Origin of the sequence: Heyndrickxia sporothermodurans (assembly GCF_003055045.1) — a bacterium.
Classification (GTDB): Bacteria; Bacillota; Bacilli; order Bacillales; family Bacillaceae_C; genus Heyndrickxia; species Heyndrickxia sporothermodurans.
Window position 1 is genome coordinate 66330 of record NZ_NAZB01000004.1, and the last position, 15535, is coordinate 81864.

At 34.7% G+C, this 15535-nt stretch carries 12 protein-coding genes, 1 rRNA gene and 2 pseudogenes; 12 read left to right on the plus strand and 3 right to left on the minus strand.

What is annotated here, in order from left to right; genetic code table 11:
- Positions 1 to 175: 175 nt before the first annotated feature.
- The 7 genes from B5V89_RS00895 to modB all read left to right on the plus strand — a co-directional run bounded on the left by B5V89_RS00895 (position 176) and on the right by modB (position 9742).
- Complete coding sequence (locus B5V89_RS00895) at positions 176 to 1615, plus strand: FAD-binding oxidoreductase (protein WP_108070074.1); 1440 nt, start codon at positions 176 to 178, stop codon at positions 1613 to 1615.
- Complete coding sequence (locus B5V89_RS00900; protein ID WP_108070076.1) at positions 1612 to 2151, plus strand: MFS transporter; 540 nt, start codon at positions 1612 to 1614, stop codon at positions 2149 to 2151. Before B5V89_RS00895 ends, B5V89_RS00900 begins: the two co-directional genes overlap by 4 nt.
- A gap of 58 nt (positions 2152 to 2209) precedes the next feature.
- The gene (locus tag B5V89_RS00905; protein ID WP_108070078.1) at positions 2210 to 3595 is read left to right on the plus strand and encodes an amino acid permease; all 1386 of its coding nucleotides are present in this window, start codon (positions 2210 to 2212) and stop codon (positions 3593 to 3595) included.
- 177 nt (positions 3596 to 3772) lie between these two features.
- The gene (locus B5V89_RS00910) at positions 3773 to 6412 is read left to right on the plus strand and encodes an EAL domain-containing protein (RefSeq protein WP_108070080.1); all 2640 of its coding nucleotides are present in this window, start codon (positions 3773 to 3775) and stop codon (positions 6410 to 6412) included.
- A 200-nt stretch (positions 6413 to 6612) separates the two neighbouring features.
- A complete protein-coding gene (locus tag B5V89_RS00915) occupies positions 6613 to 8142 on the plus strand; it encodes a DHA2 family efflux MFS transporter permease subunit (RefSeq protein ID WP_108070082.1) in 1530 nt (509 codons plus the stop codon).
- A 151-nt stretch (positions 8143 to 8293) separates the two neighbouring features.
- Positions 8294 to 9079, plus strand: coding sequence for a molybdate ABC transporter substrate-binding protein (gene modA / locus B5V89_RS00920; RefSeq protein WP_108070084.1), 786 nt, complete (start codon positions 8294 to 8296; stop codon positions 9077 to 9079).
- A 6-nt stretch (positions 9080 to 9085) separates the two neighbouring features.
- Complete coding sequence (gene modB / locus B5V89_RS00925; RefSeq protein ID WP_108070086.1) at positions 9086 to 9742, plus strand: molybdate ABC transporter permease subunit; 657 nt, start codon at positions 9086 to 9088, stop codon at positions 9740 to 9742.
- Between the two features lie 52 nt (positions 9743 to 9794).
- Here the strand turns inward: modB and B5V89_RS00930 are convergent, their stop codons facing one another.
- On the minus strand, positions 9795 to 10172 hold the full coding sequence (locus B5V89_RS00930) for an SLAP domain-containing protein (protein ID WP_066235458.1): 378 nt from the start codon (positions 10170 to 10172) through the stop codon (positions 9795 to 9797).
- A 238-nt stretch (positions 10173 to 10410) separates the two neighbouring features.
- Between B5V89_RS00930 and B5V89_RS00935 the strand changes: the two genes are divergently transcribed.
- A complete protein-coding gene (locus tag B5V89_RS00935; protein ID WP_066235455.1) occupies positions 10411 to 11388 on the plus strand; it encodes a proline dehydrogenase family protein in 978 nt (325 codons plus the stop codon).
- 68 nt (positions 11389 to 11456) lie between these two features.
- On the opposite strand, the pseudogene B5V89_RS00940 reads toward B5V89_RS00935, so the two are convergent.
- Positions 11457 to 11720 (minus strand): annotated as a pseudogene (locus tag B5V89_RS00940) (KGG domain-containing protein); the annotation flags it as partial.
- A gap of 130 nt (positions 11721 to 11850) precedes the next feature.
- On the minus strand, positions 11851 to 12531 hold the full coding sequence (locus B5V89_RS00945) for a hypothetical protein (RefSeq protein WP_108070090.1): 681 nt from the start codon (positions 12529 to 12531) through the stop codon (positions 11851 to 11853).
- Positions 12532 to 12562: 31 nt separating this feature from the next.
- Here B5V89_RS00945 and B5V89_RS00950 point away from each other — a divergent pair.
- From B5V89_RS00950 to B5V89_RS00965, 4 genes and pseudogenes are all read left to right on the plus strand, one after another.
- Positions 12563 to 12886: pseudogene (locus B5V89_RS00950) on the plus strand (MFS transporter); the annotation flags it as partial.
- Between the two features lie 241 nt (positions 12887 to 13127).
- Positions 13128 to 14198, plus strand: coding sequence for a YeeE/YedE family protein (locus B5V89_RS00955; protein WP_181294581.1), 1071 nt, complete (start codon positions 13128 to 13130; stop codon positions 14196 to 14198).
- Between the two features lie 11 nt (positions 14199 to 14209).
- Complete coding sequence (locus B5V89_RS00960) at positions 14210 to 14434, plus strand: sulfurtransferase TusA family protein (protein ID WP_066235671.1); 225 nt, start codon at positions 14210 to 14212, stop codon at positions 14432 to 14434.
- 1010 nt (positions 14435 to 15444) lie between these two features.
- Positions 15445 to 15535, plus strand: a 16S ribosomal RNA gene (locus B5V89_RS00965); the annotation flags it as partial.

Here is a 15535-nt window from a genome sequence, read left to right on the forward strand (position 1 = left end):
CGATCAAGCTTAAAAAATGCACTATGAAAAAAGACACTTACTTTACTCTCATGGTGAGTGTTTTTTATTTATGCTTTTTGATGGAAAGTTTGCAAAAAGTTGAAATTAACAAACTGCTTCTTTTCTTATATTCTATTAATAAAGCAAATATTTTTTTAAAATAGAAGGTGAATACTTGAAGAAAAAATATCTGATTCTCATTATTATTGGATATGGAATAGCCTTTGGAGCATCCATTTATACATATGGAGATAAGCTTAGCCATCCATTGGCAGAGGATATGGGACATTTACTACCGGTCTCAATGAAAAGTATTAAATCCGCTAAAGGTGATGAAGAACTGCAACAAATAGTAAAAAAAGCGATAACAGCAAATGATAAGCTTTCTATTGCAGGGATGCAACATAGTCAGGGGGGACAAACCCTGTATCCTAATGCCATTATGATTGATATGAAACGGTATAATAAAATACTAAATCTTGACAAAAAAAATAAAACTATCACAGTTCAAAGCGGTGCCACATGGGACGATATACAGCGTTATATAAATCCATACGGTTTGGCTATAAAGGTAATGCAATCCCAAAACATTTTTACTGTCGGAGGTTCCTTGAGTGTTAATGTTCATGGTAGAGATATACGAAATGATGCACTCATAGATACAATTAAGTCTTTTCATCTTTTAAATCCGAGAGGAGAAATTGTGAATGTAAGTAGAACGGAAAATTCAGAGCTTTTTCCCTATGTCATCGGCGGATACGGGCTGTTCGGAGTAATTTTAGATGTAACGATTCAATTAACTGATGATGAATTATATGTAACCAATTCAAAGGCAATTGATTATAAAGATTACTCTTCATATTTTGAAGAAAAGGTTAAAAACAATGAACAGGTAAAAATGCATTTAGCTCGTATTTCTGTTGCACCAGAAACATTTTTGCGAGAAATGTATGTAACAAACTATGAACTAGCATCCAACCAAGATGAATTGAGACAATATAACAAATTGAAAAAGGACAATATTGTCGCACTTCCTAAGCTTTTGCTTGGAGTGTCTCGATATAGTGATTGGGGTAAAGATGCCTTTTGGAACCTCCAAAAAAGATATATGAAAACAATAAATAATAAACTAGAAACTCGAAATAATGTCATGCGATCTGAGTCGGCTTTTATGGAATATGATAGTGAAACAAGAACGGAGATACTCCAGGAATATTTTGTTCCAGTAACAGAGTTTACTAGTTACATTGATGATTTACGTTCTGTTCTTAAAAAGGATGATGATTTTAATCTTCTTAATATAACGATTCGCTATGTTTCGAAGAATGAACATGCTGTAATGTCCTATGCAAAAAATAATATGTTTGCTCTTGTATTGCTGATCAATCAAGGTCGTTCGAAGCAAGATATTTTGAATACAGAAAAAGTCGTTCAGAAAATGATTGATGTAACACTGGAACATAATGGGAGTTATTATCTACCCTATTACTCTTATCCAACGAAAAAGCAACTATATCAGGCTTATCCACGTACAGATGAGTTTTTTGATATGAAACGAAAATATGATCCGGATGAGCGCTTTGTTAATTTATTTTATAAGGAGTATGGGAAATGACATATAAACGATTTATTTACTTTCAAAGCATCATCGTTATGGCGAGCAGTATGATATTTCCCTTTTATATTTTGCTTCTAAAAAATGTCGGTGATAGCTATTCACAATTCGGCTGGGCATATGGGTTGTTTGCCTTAACTTCTGCATTTGTATATCCGTTAATAGGAAAATTCTCAGATAAACTAGGGGATAAAACATTACTTGTTATTTATTCGTGGTCTATGGCAGTTCTTCTACTGTTTTTTCCAATAGTTACAGAAGTTTGGCAGGTTTATATCCTACAAGTCTTAATGGGAATATTAGGTGCAATCCAAAAAAACACGGAGAAAACAACTTTAGCTCGAAATGTGGTTAAAGAGACAGCGGGAGTTGAAATTGGAAGGTATCATATTTGGACTTCAGTTGGAGCATCGATTGCGATCATTTTAACCGGGTATATGGTTGATTTTATTACGATTGGAAGTATTTTTTACCTAGCCTCCCTGCTATATCTTATCAGTGGTTCGGTCTTGTTAAAAAAATATAAAAATGGCTAATGAAAATAGGTGTGCAGTACATGTTTTCCGTTGGTCTGAGCATCTGGAGGAGATTATTATGTCAAACAAGGAATTAAATAGAGGACTCGAGTCACGTCATATTCAGATGATTGCTTTAGGTGGTACCATCGGAGTAGGGTTATTTATGGGGTCAGCTAGTACGATTAAATGGACAGGTCCGTCTATCATGCTAGCGTATGCAATTGCAGGTCTGTTTATCTTTTTTATTATGCGCTCTATGGGTGAAATGCTATATTTAGAACCTAGTACGGGTTCGTTTGCAACCTTTGCACGTAATTATATTCATCCACTAGCGGGGTATTTGACTGCATGGAGCTATTGGTTCCAATGGGTTATTGTCGGTATGTCAGAGATTATTGCTGTAGGTATGTATATGAAGTATTGGTTTCCTAATTTGCCTGCTTGGATACCTGGTTTGATTGCATTGATCATCCTCGGAGCAGCTAATCTTATTTCTGTAAAATCGTTTGGGGAATTTGAATTTTGGTTTGCGCTAATAAAAATTGTAACAATTGTACTGATGATTATTGCAGGACTTGGACTTATCTTTTTTGGATTAGGAAATGGCGGTCATGCAATTGGCTTATCGAATCTTTGGAAAAATGGGGGATTCTTTACAGGCGGATTAAAAGGTTTCTTCTTTGCCCTTTCCCTTGTCGTTGCCTCCTATCAAGGGGTTGAATTAATTGGTATCACTGCAGGTGAGGCTAAAAATCCGACCAAAACGTTAACGAAGGCGATTAAAACAATTATTTGGCGTATATTAATTTTTTACATTGGTGCCATTTTTATTATCGTAACAGTCTATCCTTGGGATCAACTTAATGCGGTAGGTAGTCCGTTTGTTTCAACTTTTGCAAAAGTGGGTATAACAGCAGCTGCCGGAATCATTAACTTCGTTGTGATTACTGCTGCAATGTCTGGATGTAATAGCGGGATTTTCAGTGCAGGCCGAATGCTTTTTACTCTGGCATTGGACGGACAGGCACCTAAAATTTTTGCGAAAGTATCCAAAAATGGAATTCCTTTTTATTGTACGATCGCAGTTCTTATAGGATTGGCTATTGGGATTGTTTTAAATTATCTTGCACCAAAGCAATTGTTTCTATATGTTTATAGTTCAAGTGTTCTACCTGGAATGATACCCTGGTTTGTTCTATTAATTAGTGAACTCCGATTTCGTAAGATTAGAGCTGCTGAAATGGGCAGTCATCCTTTCAAAATGCCTTTTGCTCCTTACAGTAATTATATTACAATTGCTTTCTTACTAATGGTTTTAGTCGGTATGTGGTTTAATTCTAGTACGCGGATATCCTTAATAGTCGGTGTTGTTTTCCTATCACTAGTCGCTGCAAGTTATTATTTATTAAAAATGGGCAAGAGAACACCATTGATAGATTTTGATGGGGATCAAAACCACTAGGAGATCTTTAATAAGGATTCACTTTTCATATTTATGGAGGTATAGATGAAAATTCTTATCCTATGATTCATTATATTCAATCATTCTTGCATATGGTATGATGAAATATATTGGATTATAGGATAAAACTAGTAATCTTTATTTAAAGTTGAATTCTTGGAAGATTAGGAGATTAGTATGTTCAACGTAAGAAATTTTCCTTTGCGATGGGATAAAGAATCTTTACTTTATATAATTTTATTCGGGATGGTTCTTTTTACTTCAAGTTATAAATTGACGATGGAGTATGGATTTATCTTTTCCTTTACGAGTATTTTTTTATTTTTAATCCTTCGTCTATATGGACTTCCACAGGCTGTATTAACGGCCGTTTTAGCATTTTTCGTTATTCCTCACCATTTTTCTAATATCGCTTTTCATCTTCTTTTACTCACGGAAATCATTTTTGTAGGGTGTTTTTTTTATAAAGGCAGAAAGGCAAAAATGTTTTTTGTTGATGCATTATTTTGGTTAACGATTGGGTTGATTGCATTATATTTGATCAATCATCCATTTGTAAAAGGGCAAGCTCTTTATTTTCAAATAGGAAAAAATATTATTAATGGATTTCTTAATGTATTGCTGGCGGACATGCTTTTGGCCTATGTTCCTTTTTATAAATTATTTAAGAATAATAGTGTGAACAAAAATAGCGTATCTATTCATCAGTTTCTATTCCATGTGACATTAATCTCAATTATCATCCCTTTTTTCTTAAGTGTGATGATAAATGTTTGGTCAACGGAAAGATATGTTAAGAAAGAAATCATGCAACAAGCGGAAAAAAATATGAATTTGATCGTCGAAGAAATTTCTTTCTTAAATAAAAATGGTAATAAGGAAATTTCTTTGCAAAATGAAAAATTGTTAAACCAACTAAACGTATTGGTTAGATCCTATCAATCTTCAGAATATGACATTATTATTACTGACTATGCAAATCTGGTTTATGCTTCTAGTTCTGAGCGCATATTGGCTCATACTGTTTATAACTGGAGGAAAAACCATTCAGTTCATCAGATCAATAATGATTTTTACGAGGTTTTACCGAATGACAATGAGGATTATCCTATAGGTAAGTGGAATAAGGGTAACTATCTTTTTACAGAGAAGCTTGAACCGCTTCCTTTAAAACTTGTAATTCAATACCCTATTTCCCAATTTCAAAATAAAATTTATACAATATTTTTGGATCAATTAAAGTTTTCACTAATCTTCGCACTATGTATAGCCATACTTGTCCACATTGTTAGTAACTTATTTATGAAAAATGTTAAGCAGCTAACAACTGCAACGACCGGATTACCCCAGAAGCTGATTCAATTTGAGAAGATTGATTGGCCACAAAGTTATGTGTCGGAAATGAGACTGCTTACAGAGAACTTAGTAAAGATGGCAGATAAGATTATAGAATTATTTCGGGAAAGTACTGACATGAATGAAAAGTTGAAAAAACAAACCGAGAAATTAACACATTCAGAGGATGAACTACACCGATTAGCTTTTTATGATGTATTAACCGGATTGCCTAATCGACTATATTTTCAAGATTTTGTAAAGTCGCTTATTCAAAGGAATACGTCAAAACATATTGCAATTATTTTTATCGATATTAATCAATTTAAACAGATAAATGATACGTTAGGACATGTTGCCGGCGATACACTGCTTCAATTAGTTGCCAATAAGTTGCGCACGCTCCATGACGATTATCGAGAGGTATTCCGATTAGGCGGAGATGAATTTGTGATCGTTCAGAATGTGAATCATCGTGAGGAGGTCAATCACACATTAGAACAAATGGCACAAGAATTTGTTGCACCATTTCACGTCCAACAACAATTACTCTATATTTCAGCAAGTATCGGTATTAGTATGTACCCTGAAGATGGGGAGGATTTGGATACCCTTGTTAAATGTGCGGACATTGCGATGTATAGTTCAAAGGAGAACGGCGGGAATACCGCTCAATTCTTTGATAAATCGATGAAAAATAAATTTGAAGATAGTCTCACGATCGAAAATGCGTTAAGAGCAGTTATTGATAAAGGCGGATTGGAACTCTATTATCAACCTAAGTTCTGTAATGAAAAGGTTACTAGTATGGAAGTATTAATTCGATGGCAGGATTCGAAACTAGGAAATGTTTCACCCAGTACGTTTATCCCAATTGCCGAGGATATCGGTTTAATTTTACAAATTGATGAATGGGTGTTGATCAATGCCTGTAAACAAAATAAGGCTTGGCAAGACAGTGGGTTGGCCACTGTACCTGTTTCAGTAAATATTTCAGCCAAACACTTCCAACAGGATTATTTAATTTCACTTATTAAATATGCGTTGGATGTCTCAGGTTTAGCTCCGGAGTATTTAAAACTGGAAATAACCGAGAGTGTGTTTATCGATAACCTTTCACATGTTGCAGAGATAATCCGTCAGTTAAAAGAATTAGGCATCCATATCTCAATCGATGATTTCGGAAAGGGCTATTCATCTTTGTATCAATTACTTCAGTTACCAATTGATGAAATAAAAATTGATAGACAATTCATAATGGACATCGATCAAAATGAGAAAAAATCTTTACTTGTTCGATCCATTCTTGATATTGCCCATGGACTCCAGTTAAATGTAGTAGCAGAAGGAATTGAAACAGTGAATGAAAGAGATATATTAGTACAGATGGGCTGTGATGAATTACAGGGATATTTATTCAGTAAACCGATCAGTAGTGAGGAGATGGGAAGGTTCCTTTCTAGGGATCGGGTCTATAGTTAAAATGAGAAGCGAACAGTGGCAAAACTGTTCGCTTTTTAGTTGGGTATAACTATACCACCTGTATAAACGTTTAGTATCTTACTTTCTAGTAAAATTATAAAAAATTTTTGATTGCATTAATCAAATTCATGGTTTATGATATTGTTTACGTGAAACACTGGTTCAGAAAAGTAGACCGTTTGTCTATGAGGGGGAAAACAATGGAACAATCAATAAAAACAACGAAACGCCCACCGTATGGGATTATTGCAGTCCTAATGGTTGGAGCGTTTATTGCGTTTTTAAACAATACGTTATTAAATATCGCACTACCATCCATTATGAAGGATCTGAAAGTGGGACCGTCAACAGTGCAATGGTTGGCTACAGGGTTTATGTTAGTAAATGGAGTGTTAATTCCAACCACTGCATTTTTGATTCAAAAATACTCTGTTCGCCGCTTATTCTTAATAGCAATGGGCTTATTTACAGTAGGAACAATTCTCGCAGGCTTTGCCCATGTATTTGGTTTATTATTGGCAGGCCGAATGATTCAAGCTTCAGGTTCGGCAATTATGATGCCACTTTTAATGAATGTAATGCTTGTGAGCTTTCCAGTAGAAAAAAGGGGAGCAGCAATGGGCTTTTTCGGTTTAATCATGATGGGAGCACCAGCAATTGGTCCGACTTTATCAGGATGGCTAGTTGAACAATTTGACTGGAGAATGCTTTTCCATTTTATTACACCAATTGCTATTGTCGTATTCTTGCTTGGCTTATTCTTGCTTAAAGATAAAAAAGATAAAGTGAACATCCGACTTGATATGTTATCGGTTTTATTATCAAGTGTAGGATTCGGTGGGATTCTTTACGGATTTAGTTCAGCAGGTAGTAAGGGGTGGGATAGCCCGCAAGTATATGGAACATTGATCGTCGGTGTTCTTTCATTAGCTTGGTTTATTATCCGTCAATTATATCAAGAAAAACCGATGTTAAATTTCAGAATCTATAAATATCCAATGTATGCTTTATCATCGGTCATTTCAATGGTTATTACGATGGCGATGTTTTCTGCCATGATGCTTTTACCTATTTATGTTCAAACGCTTCGTGGAATATCTCCACTAGATGCAGGACTCATGTTATTACCAGGGGCAATATTGATGGCTCTGATGTCACCTATTACTGGTAAACTATTTGATAAAATTGGCGGAAGAATACTAGCCATCATCGGACTAACGATTACAATAGTAACCACTTATTTTTTCAGCAAATTAAGTTTTGATACTACGTATACACATTTAATTATTCTTTACTCTTTGCGTATGTTTGGGATGTCAATGGTAATGATGCCAGTTTCGACAAATGGCTTAAATCAATTACCGGCGCGTTTCTACCCACATGGTACTGCCATGAATAGTACGTTACAACAAGTTTCTGGTGCCATTGGTACAGCACTGTTAGTTACGATTATGTCTAATCGTACAGAATCAACTGCAAAAGAACTAGCAACAGATGCAATGAAACATTTAACAGGTCAGCCTACGGAAGCAGCAATGGCTGCAATGAAGCAACAAATTGAAATGAAGGCTATGTTGGAAGGAATTAATTTTTCTTTCTTAGTGACAGTGTTTGTAGCTGCTGTTGCACTCGTTCTTTCATTCTTTATTAAACGTGCTAAACAAGCTGAAGATCCTTTGGTTGGAACAGGATCGAACGAAAAGCTCGAAACAAAATTAGCAGGTCACTAAAAAGACTTTTTAGTGACCTACCGAATTAGGGCCTATTTCATTTTGAAATAGGCCCTAATTTTTTGAGGCAAGAAAAATCGGTCTGTTGTTCTGATAAGTACAAATATTTATAATTAATAAGAATAAAGTTTTATAAAGGAGGGTGGGGGAGTTGAAAAAGGTTTTTCGCTTAGCGGTGGCAGCTATCTTGTTATTGGTTGTTGTTTCCGGGTGTTCCAATTCAAAAGAAAATAAAGAGTCTGATAAGCAAGTAGAATTGACAGTATCTGCAGCAGCGAGTTTACAAGATGCATTAAATGAAATCCGAAATGATTTTGTTAAAGAACACCCTCAAATAAAGGTGAATTTTAATTTTGGCTCCTCTGGGGCATTACAACAGCAAATACTGCAAGGTGCGCCTGCTGATCTATTTTTCTCGGCAGCTGAAGACAAATTTACGAAATTAATTCAAAAGGGGCTCATCGATAAAGAAAAAGGTACTGATCTCGTAGGAAATGAACTCGTGCTTGTTGTTTCAAAGGATTCCAAAACAGACATCCACTCGTTTGAAGATATACCGAAAGTTGAAAAGATTGCCATTGGCACCCCAGAATCAGTCCCGGCTGGGCAGTATGCGAAGGAAACGTTAGAACATTTACATTTGTGGGAGGAAGTTAAAGGCAAAGCTGTATATGCTAAAGATGTTCGTCAAGTACTTACATATGTAGAAACGGGAAATGTGGATGCAGGAATTGTCTACAAAACGGATGCCTTGAGTTCGAATAAAGTAGAAATTGTGGCAACCGCTACGGAAAATTCATATGCATCGATTATTTATCCCGTTGGAATCGTTAAAAACACCTCACATCCAAAAGAAACTCAACTTTTTTATGATTATTTACAAAGTGAATCAGGGATAAAGGTTTTAGAAAAGTATGGATTTAAGGGGTTAAAATAAGATAAAATGGCTACTAATTTTTGGTCACCTGTTATACTATCAATCGAAATTGCAATTTTCTCATGTATTGTTGTATTTATTTTAGGAATAATTTTTGGAAAGTTTATGGCAAATCGATGGTTTAAAGGTAAGTCGATCATTGAAACGATTTTTCTTTTACCACTCGTCCTACCTCCAACTGTTGTTGGCTTTTTGCTAATTATTTTCTTTGGACGACATAGTCCTATAGGACAATTAATCGAATCACTATTTCAACAGCCAATCATGTTTACCCGGTGGGCAGCTGTTCTTGCTGCGATCGTTGTTGCTTTCCCATTAATGTATCAATCATGTAAAACAGGTTTTGAATCGGTCGATAAGGATATTGAAAATGCGGCCCGTGTGGATGGGGCGGGCGAATTCAACATCTTCCTATTTATTAAGTTACCTTTATCATTGAAAGTTATTATTTCAGGTGCAATTATGAGCTTTGCGCGGGCCTTAGGTGAATTTGGAGCAACTTTAATGTTCGCCGGAAATATTCCGGGAAAGACGCAAACTACCCCAACTGCAATATACATAGCGATTGACTCAGGGAACATGGAAATGGCCTGGCTATGGGTAGCATGTATGATTGGGATTTCTTTTCTTATGTTGTTTGGTATTCAGTTGATGAGGAAGTAATAAAAATTGCTACAAAAAAGCGATTCAATTGTAGAATCGCTTTTTTGATACCTTATTCCATTTCAATATAGCCATTCATTAAATCCGCCTTTTGATGAAAACTATCAGCAGGAAAAATAAACGTCCACGGCATGCTTGTTTTCTTTTCCACTAATAAGTTTGGAATGGAGAAGGTATGATCAGCAATCATTTTATTGTTTTCATAATAAAGCAGTTTTTTATTTTTGAAAGTAACAGGATGTTCACTGAAATTATGAATTAGTGTGGTCACTAATAATTCTCCCTTATGATTTATTGCTTGCCACAGAGGTGTAAATTGAATGCTATTATCATTGGAGTAATTTGTTTTGAAAAAAACATTTTTAATTCGTTCACGATCATTATCAGATAGTGTTTTATCCCAGGCTGATTCAAATTGCAGCTTTTGCATTTAGTGACACCTCTTTTATAAGTTAAATTTACTTTATTTTAACACACTGGTTCATTTCGTTATCAAAAGTAGAATTAGTATTTATTTCTAATAAATAATTTCGCAATTTTTAGAATGATAACGGATTCACAAAGATGTGCTATAATATTATAGAAGTACTTTTATAAAGATTATCGCTATTTAGTAAACTGCTAAAATACTAAAAAATATAAAAAACTAATTGTAAGGAGAAATCGCCATGTTGAAAGATCTTTTTATGGGCTTATCCCAGAACCAATTATTAAATAGTGCAGCTAAGAAATATGGGTTAAAGCTGGGAGCGCAAAATGTTGTAGCCGGAACGAATATAGAAGAGACCATCAAGAGTATTAAAGAGCTTAACTCCCACGGGATCTCCTGTACGGTTGATAATTTAGGAGAGTTCGTCTATGAAAAAGAAGAGGCGACAGAAGCGAAGGAACAAATTCTTAAAGTGATAGACGCGATCCATGAAAATGATGTGGATGCACATATTTCTTTAAAACCAACACAATTAGGTTTAGATATTGATTATACATTCTGTTTAAATAACTTAGAGGAAATTGTTGATAGAGCGAGCAAATATAACATTCATGTCAATATTGATATGGAAGATAATAGTCATCTGCAACCTTCATTCGATCTTTTAGATGAGTTATCAAGAAATTATGATAATGTAGGAACGGTCATCCAAGCATATTTTTATAGAGCGGAAGAGGATATTCAAAAATATAAAAATTTCCGCTTACGTATTGTAAAAGGTGCATATAAAGAGCCGAAGGAATTTGCTTATCAAGAGAAGAAAGAGATCGATGAAAATTTTATTAAATTAATTGAGTGGCATTTATTAAATGGAAAGTTTACATCGATTGCTACTCATGACCATAATATCATTAATCATGTAAAGAAATTTGTAAAAGCAAATAATATTCCTAATGATAAATTCGAGTTTCAAATGCTTTATGGCTTCAGAAGAGAAATGCAATTACAGTTGGCAAGCGAAGGATATAACTTCTGTACGTATGTACCTTTCGGAAGTGATTGGTATGGCTACTTCATGAGGCGTCTTGCTGAAAGGCCGCAAAATTTAAATCTAGTTGTAAAACAAGTCTTTAATAAGAAAACGAACACAGTCATCGGTGTCGCGGCTGGTGCATTTTTATTAGGTAGATTAACTAAGAAAAATAAAAAGAAATAATAGATTCTATAAAATATAAAAAAACCAGATCCAATCGTAATTGGACCTGGTTTTCTATATTTTAACTAGTCATTGTTTTGACGTGAGCGAGCTTCTCCGCCTTTTTCACCAATCTCTTGATAGAATTCTTTATCATGGTTTTTGGCGGTAGCCTCTCCGCCTTTTTGACCAATTTCCTGATAGAATTCTTTGTCATGGTTTTTTGCGGTAGCTTCTCCACCTTTTTGACCAATTTCTTCATAAAACTCTTTGTCGTGATTTCTAGCGGTAGCTTCTCCGCCTTTACGTCCTGCTTCTTCTGTACTCATAGTTTTAGATTTGTTGTCAGCCATTAAAATCCTCTCCTTAATAGAAGTTTTTTTAATAATGCTTACATTGATATGTATACCCGGGACATGTAGAGTTAAACAAACAAATGATAGTTTTATAGAAAAGAGACAAATGAAGGAGGAAGTTATCTTACTAATCTTCCGCTTCTTTTGCCTTATTTGCCTTACATTTTATTTTGTCGTACGTATTATAGATCATCTCTTTATACGGCGTATGTGGAAGTGGCGAAATCTTTTCCACAGCTATTTTTGCCGATTCTAGTGCTAAATCTATTTTTTGTAATTCAACATAACAAAGAGCTTTGTACGAATCCGTTACATAAAATAGTGATAAATCAAATGGGTGATGAAAGTTCTCGGGTATTTCTACTTTTTTAAGATAAAGGAGTGCTTCTTTAAAAAGTCCAAGTCCATATAAGGCTTTACCTTTTTCAAGATAAAACCAAAATCTGAAACTTCCTATATCCTTTGAATCTAAGTTGTATTGATTGATCAATTGCAAAGCATGCTGATAATTATGATCTTCAGCGATGAGTGCCATAATTTGAAATAATTCATGGGCTAAAATGGAGTGCCTATCATCAGCAAATTCACCGTACTGTTTCCACTTTTTTATATAATACTCCCTTTTCTCTTTATTATGTGACATAAGTGCAGCAAGTCTATATAAATCATCTATTCGATAATATAGACGGTTTTCTTTTGAAAAATCAATTGCCTTTTCCATAACATGTATCGCCGTTTTTGAATCACCAATAGCGAAATATAAAATGGCTTCATGATAATCAAGATCAAGTCGAGTCATTGGATTCATGTAAGCTTGTTTCGAAGTATTTTCCTTTTATACGCTACTAATGTTTGCTCTCGGTGCGATGGTTATTTTCTTCAATACACCAATGCAAATAATGTTACAAAAGCAAATTGATGATGATTACAAAGGGAGAATTTTCTCCATCCTTGAAACGATGTCATTGGCTCTAATGCCGCTAGGGATGATTCTTTATGGATTTTTGTATGATGTCTTTCCTGCTCAATGGATATTATTGCTATCGGCAGCACTCCTCATTGGAATTGTACTCATACTTGCAAGACCCTCCGTCCTTCATAAAGCACATCCACAGCTTAGTATACGGAAAAAATTCAATGGGGAAACTGGGGCTGTTTCGTGAAGAAGTTATCAACAATACAATGTGTTTTGGATGAAAAAGAACAAACCAATGAAAAATGATAAACGCTGTCTCAAAATGTATGTTTGGCTTACTTTTTGAGATGGCTTTTTTGTGGAATTATCGTTCTTACATTAAATGTAGCAAGATTTGCAATAGGAATTTTATCACTTGACGCAATTATTTAATACTCATATTATATAATACATATAAGTTTACTTGGAATTGAAAGGGGGAAAACAAAATGTTTCAAATGATTGTTACTGGGTTGCTTTGTGGAGCATTACTAGGCTTTGTTATGCAAAGAGGTCGATTTTGTCTTACTGGTGGATTTCGTGATATGTACATCGCTAAAGATAATCGAATGTTTTATGCACTACTCATTGCAATTGCTATTCAAAGTGTAGGGGTATTTTCACTTATCCAATTTGGTGTGATTGAGTTTTCAGCAGGAAGTTTTCCATGGTTAGCAGTCATTTTAGGTTCTTTTGTATTTGGAATTGGAATCGTTCTAGCTGGAGGCTGTGCAACCGGTACATGGTATCGTGCTGGTGAAGGACTCCTAGGAAGCTGGATTGCCCTTTTTGGGTATATGTTCATGAGTGCTGTTATGAAATCCGGATTACTCGTTCCAGTTAATCAATCGATTCAGTCTGTACAATTACCATCTAATTCGATTGCAGAAACAACCGGTTTATCCGTATGGATCTATATTTTACTATTTGTAGCGATTGTCGTAGGAATTGTTATAAAACAACAAAAAAAGCCGAAAATTGCAATTCCGACCATGAAACCTAAACGTACAGGACTAGCACATTTGTTATTTGAAAAACGGTGGCACCCATTTTTTTCAGCTATTTTAGTAGGGCTAATTGCCATTTTAGCATGGCCTCTTAGTGAAGCTACTGGAAGAATGTCCGGTTTAGGTATTACAACTCCATCAGCAAATATTCTTCAATATTTGGTAACGGGAGATCGCTTGTTTGTTAACTGGGGTATTTTTCTGGTCTTAGGAATTTTCCTAGGTTCATTTATTGCCGCAAAAGGTAGCAACGAATTTCGATTCAGAATGCCGGATGCAAAAACCGGAATCACTAGTTTCATAGGTGGAAACCTAATGGGCTTTGGAGCGAGTTTGGCTGGTGGATGTTCTATTGGTAATGGATTGGTGATGACAGCGATGATGACGTGGCAAGGCTGGGTTTCCCTGTTGTTCATAATTTTGGGTACATGGACAGCATCATACTTCATCTTTGTTCGTCCGAAAGTAAGGAAGAAATCACCTACTGTTCAAACAAAAATAAACATGGCTTAGGAGGAAATGAAATGCAAAAAGTTTTAGAAGTAATGGGGCAAGTATGTCCTTTTCCATTGGTAGAAGCAAAATCAGCTATCGAAGAAATAGAATCAGGGGATGAACTAGTTATTAAATTTGACTGCACTCAGGCTACAGAAAGTCTCCCGCGTTGGGCTGCAGAGGAAGGTCATGCAGTCACTAATTTTGAACAAATAGGAGATGCAGCCTGGACGATTAGTTTGAAAAAGAAATAATAGTAGAAAGATGATTAATTATTAATTTTAAATAAATAACGGGTTCTCTTCTGGGGGACAAAAAAATAACATATGAAATCACACTAATTTGACAAAGAAAAAACTGCGCTTTTATTTAAAAATTGCAGTTTTTTTAACGTTATTAATCAACTTTTTACCGTGTGTTGATTAAACATCAACTATTCGGAAAAGCTGAATTTATTTACAAGTTGAATATCTTTTGATATGACCCTATTATAACTGAATGTTGAATTTACCGTGTTTGAAAAATAAACGGAAAAATTCCGTTTAAATTTGAAAATACTCATATTTTCCTAAAGATAAGGGGAGTTTTTCCGCTTATCTTATTCAAATCTTTGGATTTTGTCGCATTTAGAGCAGTTAACCGGAATATCTCCGCCTATATCTTCTTCTTAACCCACCCTTATATACAATAGACGGAAATTCTCCGCTTATGAATTCTCATACCTACACGAAAATCAACAATGAAAAATAATAGAGCCTCCAATATAATAAAAAATGAACATAAAATCAGTAATTAATATCGTAGAAAAATAGCATTGCACAACAGCTAATGTACAAGGTTAATTTAATGCTAAATCGCATGCGATTTACTTATATTGTCCCCTTCAAGAGAACCCGATACGTTCCTTCATAGTCTTTTTTTATAGGTTTTACAATGAAAGAAAAACAATCATTTTAGATTATTGACTTATATAAAATAAAATAGTAATATAATAACTCTGCTAAATAAAATACAGCAGATTGAAAGATTTTTTTTAAAAAACTCGATTACAATGTTGACATTATATTATTAGTCTGATAGAATTTATAAATATCGCTGATACGAAAAAGATTTGAAAAAATTATCCCAAAAAAGTATTTGACGATTAAAAGAAGATGTGATAATATATAAAAGTCGCTTACAAAAGCGAAGAAATTGATCTTTGAAAACTGAACAAAACGAAACGTCAATTAATTTATTTTAAACTAGAGCTATTTCAAACATCTTTTTGGAGAGTTTGATCCTGGCTCAGGACGAACGCTGGCGGCGTGCCTAATACATGCAAGTCGAGCGAATCTGATAGGAGCTTGCTCCTT